Below are 9,819 nucleotides of genomic sequence, written 5' to 3' on the forward strand. Positions count from 1 at the left end.
GAGAAGCAGGTTGATTTCACGCCGGCGACACCTCTGCTCGCGAGCGATCCAGGACGAAGGGCTGCGTGCCCGATAGCAATGGCTTGGCCGGGACCTGACCGACATCACACAGGCATTATTTGAATCTGATGGGATGCATGTCTATTTGATCGATGTCATGTAATTCAGTGTGCCTGCTCTTGCTCAGGTGCCTCTATCCCTCAGGTCTCAACCTCCGATGAATGACGCGCGCTCCAGCCGTGCCGGACGCATGGAATACATGCGTTGCACACCCTCTGAACATCTCCCCACATCCGTTATGGGATTCGATCGCAGGCGGTAACCGTCAATGATCGAGCCACCGCCATCTGATCGAGCCATTCATCCGATCAAGCCTTAGGGCGCTTGGATCGGCATTCCAAAAACTCGGGAAAGATATGGAAAAGCAGAATGCCGCCCCTGGAGGGACCGGCCTTGTCCTGTTCGCGTTAGCCATGGGCGGCTTTGCGATCGGCACCACTGAATTCGCAACCATGAGCCTGTTGCCCTATTTCGCGCCGGATCTGCGGATTGATGAGCCGACAGCCGGAAACGTCATCAGCATGTATGCGTTGGGCGTGGTGATCGGTGCGCCCGTGCTTGCTGTACTGACGGCTCGCTTGGCGCGTCGCAACGTCCTTTTGTTGCTGATGGCCATGTTCGCTGTCGGCAACGCGCTGAGCGCGTTCGCGCCCAGCTATCACTGGATGCTGGCGTTCCGTTTCCTGAGCGGCGTCCCGCATGGGGCCTACTTTGGCACGGCGGCCATGGTGGCAGCCTCGCTGGTGCCATTCCACAAGCGGACACAGGCCGTCGGAAAGATGTTCCTTGGCCTGACGGTTGCGACCGTGATCGGTGTCCCGCTCGCGAACTGGCTGGGTCAGGCGGCCGGCTGGCGCTGGAGCTTTGGCGTCGTCGCTGCGCTCGCCATCGCGGCCCTTTCAATGGTTGCATGGTTCGCGCCCGTCGATCACCCGGCCCCGAAGGCAAGCGCGTTGCGTGAGCTTGACGCATTGAGGCGCGGCCAAGTCTGGCTCACGCTCGCAATCGGCGCCATCGGCTTTGGCGGCCTGTTTGCGGTTTACACCTACACCGCGACGACGCTGATGGAAGTGACGCACGTTTCGCCCGCCCTCGTGCCGTTGGTGCTGTCAGCGTTCGGGCTCGTCCTGACCATCGGCAATATTGTGGTGCCACGGGTCGCCGACCGCGCAATCATGCCGACGGCGGGCGGCCTACTGATCTGGAGTTCCGCCGCGTTGGCTGTATTCCCCTGGGCAGCGTTGAACATCTGGACCATGACGATCGACGCATTTCTCATCGGTTTGGGCGGAGCGCTCGGAACTGTGCTGCAGACCCGGCTGATGGATGTGTCGGGCGAAGCCCAGGCCCTTCCGGCCGCCCTCAACCATTCGGCTTTCAACACCGCAAATGCGCTCGGCCCGTGGCTCGGCGGCCTCGCCATCTCTGCCGGCTACGGATGGACATCGACCGGCTGGGTCGGCTGCGGGCTGGCTTTGGCGGGGTTTGCCATATGGCTGCTGGCGATCGCAGTCGAGGACAAAAGCGATCGAAGCGCGCCGCGATCCGCGGATGCTTAAGATTCGTGCGCTTGACCGGCCATCGCATCGACCCAGTAGCGCGTTTTCACCTCGGCAACGGCGCGGCTCGAGCTGATCACTGACTCGGCAACACCAAGCTCCGTGCGATCCCGAAATCCTTCTGCATCATGGTCAACTATCCTCCCGACCACTAAAGCATCGAGAACAACCGCGAGGCGTTCGTGCGCGGCATCTTCGCCGCGCATTGGCCCGGCATCGACGCGTTGATGCAGGGACCTGCTTGAGACCGCGCGGCCATTCCGCGCCATCAAGACGATCCCTCTCGTGATCAAAGGAAGCGACATCACGATGATGAACAGACGAGCTTTTTCGACTGCTCTGCTTGCCGGCGCAGCCGCCTCGCTGATCTCCACACGCGGCATGGCCGCAAACGCAACCCCGCCGAAGGCGCGCAACGTCGTGCTGGTGCATGGGCTGTTCGCCGACGGCTCGTGCTGGTCCGAGGTGATCGCGCGATTGCAGACGGCCGGCCTCAACGCGACCTCCGTGCAGAATCCGCTGACCACGCTGCCCGAAGCGGTCGCATCAGCCGAGCGCGTGCTCGCTCGGCAGGACGGCCCGACGGTTCTGGTCGGCCATTCCTTCTCCGGCATGATCGTCACCGAGGCCGGTGTGCATCCGAACGTCTCTGCGCTCGTCTATGTGGCGGCGCGCGCGCCGGATGCCGGCGAGGACTACACTGCGCTCGCCAAGACCTATCCGACCCCGCCGGCGACGGCCGGCATCGTGTTCGACGGCGATGAAGGACGGCTTTCCGAGGAGGCTTTCCTGCGCGACTTCGCGGGCGACCTGCCGGAGGCGAAGGCCAAGGTGCTCTATGCGGTCCAGCAGCCGTTCCACAAGGCGTTGCTCTCCGGCAAGACCACGAACGCGGCCTGGCGATCAAAGCCGAGCTACTACGCCGTCTCGACCGAGGACCGCACGATCAATCCGGACCTCGAACGATTCATGGCCAAGCGCATGGGAGCCAAGACCATCGAGGTCAAGGCGAGTCACCTGTCGCTGATCTCTCAACCTGATGAAATCACGCAACTGATCCTGGAGGCTGCCGGCCAACGCGGATGAGGTGAACATAGTTGGGACCGCCGTGCTCTCGACATGATCGAGACCGGGAAGAGACGAGCGGCGGCGCTGGCGCGCTCGTAAGCTGCGGGGCATGCACAACAGGAAGGAGTAAAGACCGATGAAACGTTTCGGATCCGCCGCCTGGAATGGCAGCCTGCGCGAAGGCAAGGGTTCAGTCTCGACCGAGAGCCACGCGCTGGACAATCATCCCTACACCTTCTTCAGCCGCTACGGCGAGAAGCCGGGCACCAATCCGGAGGAGCTGTTAGGTGCAGCGCATGCCGCGTGCTTCACCATGTCATTCGTCAGACAGCTCGGTCAGGCGAATTTCGTGCCGGAGCAGGTCGACAGCAAATCAGAAATCACCATCGAGAAGGACGGCGACGGCTTTTCGATCACCTCGGCGCATCTCACCACCACGGCGAAGATACCGGGCGTCGACCACGACACGTTCCAGTCGATCGCCGCAAGCGCAAAAGCCGGCTGCCCCGTCTCCAAGCTGATGAAGGTCGAGATTTATTTTAGTGCCACACTCGTTTCGTGAGGCTGCATGATCGCACAACACCTCGTACCGACAGCGGTCATGCAGGGAATCGAGTGCTTGCGGTTTTGTATCGAATAACGGCGAAGCGTCCCATGCGCCCGGGCGGCAAGACGCAGCGCTTCACGACCAAGGGCGTGCGGTTGATGAAGTAGCGGGCAGGAGCCGGATGAGACCCGGTTCAGCCTGCCGCTTTCATGCCCCAAAACAAAAAAGTCGAAAACAACCCCATGCACAGTAGCCGGTGCGTGGCGGCGCGACGCGGATTGCGCCTATCGTTGCCAAGCACCGAACAGAGCGTGCTACGCCTACGTCATCCATGGTCCGGCGCCGACAACGTGCGTCCCGGCACCGAAATGGCGCGCCACGGCCGATGAAGATGGGCACTACTGCTTCGCTATACCCCTATGATGCAGCGGCCGCCAACGCGATCCGGCCGGATAACCAGCGACGGACTACGATCTTGCGCTACGCCTCATGAGCGGCTGTCTTCCCGATTCCGCTGGTGGTCCGGTTACCCCTCGATAGCGGCCCTTTCGATCAATCGCAGGATCGACGTGATGGGCCACAAGCCGACCTCGCATTCGTATCCCGACCTAGTGTGGTGCGATCGAACTGGCCTCCAACAAAAACCTTTTTGTCAAGCGATCGTGAAAGCGAAATTCCACTGGATGCGCTGGCTGCGGCCGGGTGGAAATCTGAATGTCCGCACCTGCTTCCGGTCTCGCCCTTGGCGTCGGGGCGCAGGATGACAAAGGAGTAACGGTGATGGGTTACAGGATCTTCCTTGCAGGTGCGTCCGGGGCCATCGGCAGACGCCTGACGCCGCTCCTACACGGCGCTGGCCATTACGTCTGTGGCAGCACCAGGTCGCAAGCGAATGCCGACGTGCTGCGCTCGCTCGGGGCGGACCCGGTCGTGGTCGACGTCTTCGACGCGCCGGCGTTGTTGCGCGCCGTCGCATCGGCACGACCGGATGTCGTGATACATCAGCTCACCGACCTCCCGAAAGATCTTAACCCACGTGAGATGGGAGCAGCGATCGTTCGCACCGCTCGCATCCGTAGCGAAGGAACGCGGAACCTTGTCGGGGCCGCAATTGCCGCGGGTGCGCACCGGTTGGTGGCGCAAAGCAACGCGTGGGCCTACGCACCGGGGGCCGAGCCGCACGCGGAGACGGACCCGCTGGATACCGGGGCCGAGGGAGAGAGCGGTATTAACGTGCAGGGACTGATTGCGCTCGAAGATCTCACTTTGAAATCGCCGCCGCTCGAGGGCGTCGTCCTCCGCTACGGCCAGCTTTATGGCCCCGGAACTGCTTCGGACGAGCCGTCAAATTCTGCGCCCATTCATGTGGATGCGGCTGCCTATGCCGCTCTGCTGGCCATCGATCACGGCGGCCCGGGCATCTATAACATCGCACAGTCCAACAGAAGCGTGGCGACAGAAAAGGCACGCGCAGAGCTGGGTTGGACTCCCGATTTTCGTCTTCCGGTCTGACGATTTCGCGCAGCGGTTCAGCGCGCGAGCCCGTGCAACGCCTCGGCACCCGCGACGTTGTGGCGCCTCGCTTAAGCAACATGCTTTCCCGATTGCATCAAGCGGAGAGCGGCTAGTCGTTCCGCCAGACTGATTGGTGAATAGGAACGATCAGGCATCATCGAGAGCGTAAGGGGTTATTGCCCATCAGCCGTTCAGATCAAACGTCTGTTCCGGGTCAAGGGCGGGCGATCGAAGGCCCCACAAGCTCGATCGGTCTACCCCAGTGAGCTGACGTGGCAATCTTCAATCCGGGTTTCGGCCATGGGCCAGGAACGGACGTGTCGGCGACCGAACTGAGCGCCGGGAGTCCGCCATTCAATACGAGCACAATGGATTTGCAGCCCGGACCTCCAAAGAACACACCCTCGCGCAATTGCGCCCGCACTAAGCTGCCTCGACCTTATCTTCATCAATTGGCTCAACGACGATCGGCAAAGGATGCGTACCGCGTTCATGGATGTGCGCCGCCGCTGTGCGGTCTATGGCCAGGCTGAGAACTTCAGGTCGACTGTAGTGGCCGCGCGAGTCCATGAGCTGCTTGCGCCGATCGATCAACGCGAAATCGAGATCGGCAATCACCTGACCTTCACCGGAACGGAGGGCTTCGCCGATCAATTCACCTTCGGGCGAAATGATTGCTGTGAAGCAGCCGCCGGAGATTGGTCCCATGCTGCACCCGGTGTCCTTCATGATCTGCGCTTGCTGTTCGCTATCCAACCACGCTGTTGCGTTGACGACGAAACAGCCGGCTTCAAGGGCGTGTTGACGGATATTGACTTGTGTCTGCTCGGCAAATCGGTCACCTGCGAATGAACCCGGATACATCGCCGAATGGATCTGCTCGCCGTCCGCCATCAAAGCGTAGCGCGCCAGCGGATTGTAATGCTCCCAGCATGCCAACTGGCCGATACGACCGACGGCGCTGTCCACCGCGCGCAACCCGGAGCCGTCGCCCTGGCCCCAAATCATGCGCTCATGGAAAGTGGGACTGATCTTGCGACGGCGCTGGATTAGGTCGCCGTCTGCGTCGAACAACAATTGCGTGTTGTAGAGCGTGCCGCCGTCCCGCTCATTGACGCCTATCGACACGACCATCCTGGCCCGCCTCGCAGCCTCGGCGATAGCCTTTGTAGTGGCCGAGGGTACCGTTACCGCCTGATCGAGCAGCCTGAGGTGCTCCTTGCCGGTTCTGATTTCGAAAGGGGTCTGCACGAATGAGAAATAGGGATAATACGGCACCACCGTTTCGGGGAACGTGGCGAACTGAGCCCCCAGCTTGGCGAGTTCCCCGATCTTCTGAATTACTTTTTGCACCGTTCCTTCCCGGCTGTAGAGCACGGGGCTGATCTGTACGGCAGCGGCTTTGACGATAGTCATGCTGTTCTCCACGAATGCAAATTGAATCGATGCGACCGCTGCTCATACCACTTGCTGAAACGACGCCTTTGAATTACGCGCAAAACGGAGAAAGAGCCCCTGCATCGCTTGATCGGCTCTGGTGCGGGCTTTGGCGAACGCATCGGGACCAAGGGCCGAGCCTTCAACGGAGAAGAACGTCAGGTCATGCAGGCCGATGGTGCTCAGGATAGCTTTCAGATACGGCGTGAGAAAATCCGGCTGATGCGTGCGCTCGCCAGAAAATCTTCCGCCCGAGGACACCGCGACAAAGACTGGACGGTCGCGCAGTGCGCCCAGTTTTCCTTCGGAAGTCACGTTGAAAGTTCGACGGACTCGAACGACGTGATCGATCCACGCCTTCAGAGCGACGGGCACCGTAAAGTTATGCATTGGAGTTGCGATGACCACGAAATCGGCGCTCTCCAGCTCCTGAATCAGTTCTTCTGACCGGGACATGGAGCCCTCGGCAAACAGTTCCGCGGACGATCGCTCGGTGCTCCCAAGAGCAGTCGCGTAGCTTTCATCGAGATCGGCGATGGCGCGGCCGATCGGTCGAATGATGACGGTTGCCGTGGGCTCGCTATCCAGCAAATAGTCGATGATTTTTTGAGATAATCTGTAGCTCTCCGATGCCTGTCCGCGGGGGCTGCAAATCAAATGCAGTATTTTCATCATCTGCTTTCCAATCGCTGCGGTCTAACTCTGTTCATCAACGATAAGCAATTGCAGCCTGCATCCAAGGGCCATAAATGAGCTTTGCGAGTGGTCCATGATTGCCCGTGCGATAGTCTCGGCGTTGCAGCCCGCGAGAGGTGGAGACCGATCCGAGCCGTTGTGGCATAGTAGGTTTCGTTCCTCCACAGGTCGGATCGGGCCATGCCTGCCGTGAAACCTGAAAAAATCTCCCCGCTTGATCCAACGGCGGCCGCACCGTTCTACCGGCAAATTTACGATCGGTTTCGCGACGCTATCGCTACTGGAATGCTGAAGCCTGGTGACCGCATTCCCTCGGCGCGGTCGCTGACCAAGGAATTGGGGCTGGCCAGAGGTACCATTGAAACTGCTTATTCCTTGCTGGCCGCGGAGGGGTATATCGAGGCACGGGGGCAAGCGGGGACCGTTGTCAGCCCGGAGCTCAAGCCGCGAACGGCCATTACTGGCCCGGTGCCGCTGCCGAATCCCAACGTCGACACTGTCAGTTTTCGCCCGGATTCCATCCTGCCGTTCCAGATGGGCTTGCCGGCCTTGGATGCGTTCCCCCGCAAGATCTGGGCGCGCCTTGGCGCGCGCAGTGTGCGAGCCATGCAGCCTTCTGATATGATCCATCCTCCTATGTACGGCTTGCCGCTGCTGCGTGCGGAAATCGCCAGATACCTCCAGGTTTCGCGGGGACTCAGCTGCTCGCCCTCACAGGTGTTCGTTACCTCGGGATATCGTCAAACTGTTGAACTGATTGGTCATGCCCTATTGAAAGCGGGTAATCGCGTCTGGCTCGAAGACCCCGGATACCCGCCCACACGGGAAATATTTAACCGTATGCACATTGAAGGCGTCTCGGTGCCGGTCGACGGGGAGGGCATGGTTGTTTCCGATGCCGTCAAGCTGGCGCCCCGGGCGCACGCGGCGGTGGTCACACCTGCACATCAGAGCCCGCTCGGCATGTCCTTGTCGTTACCCCGGCGCCTCGCGTTGTTGGACTGGTCCGCGCGAAACAAGGCATGGATCATCGAAGACGATTACGACGGCGAATACCGCTATGTCAGCCGCCCGCTCCCTGCGTTGAAGAGCCTCGATCGTGATGGGCGGGTGCTCTATGCTGGCACATTCAGCAAGGTGCTATTTCCAGGCATCCGCCTCGCCTATCTCGTGGTGCCGGAAGGGCAGGTCGAGCAGTTTGAGCAGGTCACTGAAAGCCTTTCGGCGGGCTGTCCCGGGCTGACGCAAACCATCGTCACTGCATTCATCGGTGAGGGACATTTTGCACGCCATATCCAGCGGATGCGAAAACTCTATGCGGAGCGTCGGGAAGCGACTGCGGCAGGCCTGGAAAGCGTGCTGGGAAAATATGTGCGCATAGATTTGCAGCCCGGGGGCATGCACCTGATCTTGCGTCTGCGAGGCAACCGTTCAGACCGCCGGCTCGTTGCAAGCATGCGGGAACAGAATCTGTACGCGGAGGCGCTCACGGACTGGACGACGCGTAACGACGGAGTTTCGGCCCTTCTTCTGAATTTTACGAATATTGACTCTCGGCGCACGGCCGAAAATTTCGGACGGCGCATCTTAAAACTGATGTGACGGCAGTTTGGGCCCGATCTTCTGGAGCCTGGAATCATGGCCCAGCTACAAAGGCCAATCTTGGACCTTCTTGAATAGGCCAAGATACGAGACGATGGAATCCTTCAACCAGATGAGGATTTCAATCATGAACAAGCGCATCGATTACGCCAAGGCTTCACCGGAAGGCTTCAAGGCTTTCGGAGGTGTCTACGTTTATCTTCAAAAAAGCGGCCTTCCAAAGCAACTGGTCAATCTCGTGTACCTGCGGGTGTCGGAGATCAACGGCTGTGCCTACTGTATCGATATGCACTCCCGCGATCTGCTCAAGTGTGGCGTCGCCGCAGACAAGCTCGTGCTGGTGCCTGTATGGCGCGACGCAGGGGATGTCTTTAGTGAGCGCGAACGCGCTGCGCTGGCTTGGACCGAAGCTGTGACGCGGGTCGCCGAAACCGGCGTTCCCGATGCCGACTATGAGGCCGCCGCTCGCGAATTCAGCGACAAGGAACTCGCTGACCTCACCTATGCGATCGGCTTGATGAGCGCGTTCAATCGATTGGGAATTTCGTTCCGCTCGATCCCTGCCGCCGCCAGTAAGGCTTGAGGCGCCATCAGCAACGCGTCGCGCACGGAGATTCGTCCATGCGCATCCGGGCCCCTCACGAGCGCCGCCAGGCCGTAACCCCGGCGACTAGCGAATGGATTGACCCACATGGCATGGATGATATTGGTCTCCGCCGGCCTTCTCGAGATCGGATTCGCCTTCGGTATGAAGTGGTCCGCAGGATTCACGTTGCTGATACCCGCGGTGTTTACGGCTGCCACCGGTTTATCGAGTGTCTTTCTTCTCTCGCAGGCGCTCCGCACACTTCCCGTAGGAACGGGGTACGCCGTCTGGACCGGTATCGGCGCCGCCGGTACCGCGGTTCTGGGTATCGCAGTGCTGGGCGACTCTGCGTCGCCGGCGCGGATGCTTTGCATTGCTTTGATTGTGGCAGGCGTGATCGGATTGAAACTTGTTTCCGCAAACTAAGGATGCCGCTGGAGGCGTTCAGGGGGTGACCATTCTCTTGCGGCAGCAAGCCCAGTGTCCGCTAATGGAATGGTCCGGCCGTGCTCCGGCCCTGCCAGTGCGAGAAGCTGGCAAGGGGCGCTCAAGACAAGGAGCACACCATGTCTCAGAAGCTCAACGCAGCGATCGCCGTGATCGGCATCGATATCGGCAAGAACTCGTTCCACCTCGTGGGTCATGATCACCGCGGTGCCATCGTGCTGCGACAGAAGTGGTCACGCGGCCAGGTGGAAACGCGGCTCGCCAACCTGCCGCCGTGCTTGATCGGGATGGAGGCTTGCGTC

General features: G+C 60.5%; 10 protein-coding genes and 1 pseudogene. 8 read left to right on the forward strand and 3 right to left on the reverse strand.

The window, feature by feature from the left end:
* Positions 1 to 416 precede the first annotated feature (416 nt).
* A complete protein-coding gene (locus tag YY7_RS0134810; RefSeq protein WP_028167224.1) occupies positions 417 to 1,619 on the forward strand; it encodes an MFS transporter in 1,203 nt (400 codons plus the stop codon).
* Here the strand turns inward: YY7_RS0134810 and YY7_RS0134815 are convergent.
* The gene (locus YY7_RS0134815; protein ID WP_155255434.1) at positions 1,616 to 1,825 is read right to left on the reverse strand and encodes a hypothetical protein; all 210 of its coding nucleotides are present in this window, start codon (positions 1,823 to 1,825) and stop codon (positions 1,616 to 1,618) included. The two genes, YY7_RS0134810 and YY7_RS0134815, sit on opposite strands and share 4 nt — an antisense overlap.
* A 103-nt stretch (positions 1,826 to 1,928) precedes the next feature.
* On the opposite strand from YY7_RS0134815, the gene YY7_RS0134820 reads away from it, so the two are divergent.
* From YY7_RS0134820 to YY7_RS0134830, 3 genes are all read left to right on the forward strand, one after another.
* The gene (locus YY7_RS0134820) at positions 1,929 to 2,705 is read left to right on the forward strand and encodes an alpha/beta fold hydrolase (protein ID WP_035691689.1); all 777 of its coding nucleotides are present in this window, start codon (positions 1,929 to 1,931) and stop codon (positions 2,703 to 2,705) included.
* A gap of 118 nt (positions 2,706 to 2,823) precedes the next feature.
* Positions 2,824 to 3,249 carry an OsmC family protein gene (locus tag YY7_RS0134825; RefSeq protein ID WP_028167227.1) on the forward strand — a complete coding sequence of 142 codons (426 nt, stop codon included), beginning with the start codon at positions 2,824 to 2,826 and terminating at the stop codon, positions 3,247 to 3,249.
* 699 nt (positions 3,250 to 3,948) lie between these two features.
* On the forward strand, positions 3,949 to 4,746 hold the full coding sequence (locus YY7_RS0134830) for an NAD-dependent epimerase/dehydratase family protein (protein ID WP_245287518.1): 798 nt from the start codon (positions 3,949 to 3,951) through the stop codon (positions 4,744 to 4,746).
* Positions 4,747 to 5,172: 426 nt separating this feature from the next.
* Here YY7_RS0134830 and YY7_RS0134835 read toward each other — a convergent pair whose 3' ends face one another.
* Both YY7_RS0134835 and YY7_RS0134840 read right to left on the reverse strand, forming a co-directional pair.
* Positions 5,173 to 6,165: a nitrilase-related carbon-nitrogen hydrolase gene (locus YY7_RS0134835; RefSeq protein WP_028167229.1), complete on the reverse strand. Its 993-nt coding sequence runs from the start codon at positions 6,163 to 6,165 to the stop codon at positions 5,173 to 5,175.
* Between the two features lie 42 nt (positions 6,166 to 6,207).
* Positions 6,208 to 6,861, reverse strand: coding sequence for an FMN-dependent NADH-azoreductase (locus YY7_RS0134840; protein ID WP_245287519.1), 654 nt, complete (start codon positions 6,859 to 6,861; stop codon positions 6,208 to 6,210).
* 201 nt (positions 6,862 to 7,062) lie between these two features.
* Between YY7_RS0134840 and YY7_RS0134845 the strand changes: the two genes are divergently transcribed.
* From YY7_RS0134845 to YY7_RS0134865, 4 genes and pseudogenes are all read left to right on the forward strand, one after another.
* The gene (locus YY7_RS0134845; RefSeq protein WP_028167231.1) at positions 7,063 to 8,484 is read left to right on the forward strand and encodes a PLP-dependent aminotransferase family protein; all 1,422 of its coding nucleotides are present in this window, start codon (positions 7,063 to 7,065) and stop codon (positions 8,482 to 8,484) included.
* A 127-nt stretch (positions 8,485 to 8,611) separates the two neighbouring features.
* Positions 8,612 to 9,067: a carboxymuconolactone decarboxylase family protein gene (locus YY7_RS0134855; protein WP_028167232.1), complete on the forward strand. Its 456-nt coding sequence runs from the start codon at positions 8,612 to 8,614 to the stop codon at positions 9,065 to 9,067.
* A gap of 108 nt (positions 9,068 to 9,175) precedes the next feature.
* A complete protein-coding gene (locus YY7_RS0134860) occupies positions 9,176 to 9,496 on the forward strand; it encodes a DMT family transporter (RefSeq protein WP_028167233.1) in 321 nt (106 codons plus the stop codon).
* Between the two features lie 140 nt (positions 9,497 to 9,636).
* A pseudogene (locus YY7_RS0134865) lies at positions 9,637 to 9,819 on the forward strand (IS110 family transposase); the annotation flags it as partial.

The organism is Bradyrhizobium elkanii WSM2783 (assembly GCF_000472865.1).
Lineage (GTDB): Bacteria > Pseudomonadota > Alphaproteobacteria > Rhizobiales > Xanthobacteraceae > Bradyrhizobium > Bradyrhizobium elkanii_A.

Coding starts and splice junctions, on each gene's coding strand:
- YY7_RS0134820 (WP_035691689.1), top strand. CDS start 1,929: ATGATGAACAGACGAGCTTTTTCGACTGCTCTGCTTGCCGGCGCAGCC.
- YY7_RS0134835 (WP_028167229.1), bottom strand. CDS start 6,165: ATGACTATCGTCAAAGCCGCTGCCGTACAGATCAGCCCCGTGCTCTAC.
- YY7_RS0134845 (WP_028167231.1), top strand. CDS start 7,063: ATGCCTGCCGTGAAACCTGAAAAAATCTCCCCGCTTGATCCAACGGCG.
- YY7_RS0134855 (WP_028167232.1), top strand. CDS start 8,612: ATGAACAAGCGCATCGATTACGCCAAGGCTTCACCGGAAGGCTTCAAG.
- YY7_RS0134810 (WP_028167224.1), top strand. CDS start 417: ATGGAAAAGCAGAATGCCGCCCCTGGAGGGACCGGCCTTGTCCTGTTC.
- YY7_RS0134825 (WP_028167227.1), top strand. CDS start 2,824: ATGAAACGTTTCGGATCCGCCGCCTGGAATGGCAGCCTGCGCGAAGGC.
- YY7_RS0134815 (WP_155255434.1), bottom strand. CDS start 1,825: ATGCGCGGCGAAGATGCCGCGCACGAACGCCTCGCGGTTGTTCTCGAT.
- YY7_RS0134830 (WP_245287518.1), top strand. CDS start 3,949: ATGTCCGCACCTGCTTCCGGTCTCGCCCTTGGCGTCGGGGCGCAGGAT.
- YY7_RS0134840 (WP_245287519.1), bottom strand. CDS start 6,861: ATGATGAAAATACTGCATTTGATTTGCAGCCCCCGCGGACAGGCATCG.
- YY7_RS0134860 (WP_028167233.1), top strand. CDS start 9,176: ATGGCATGGATGATATTGGTCTCCGCCGGCCTTCTCGAGATCGGATTC.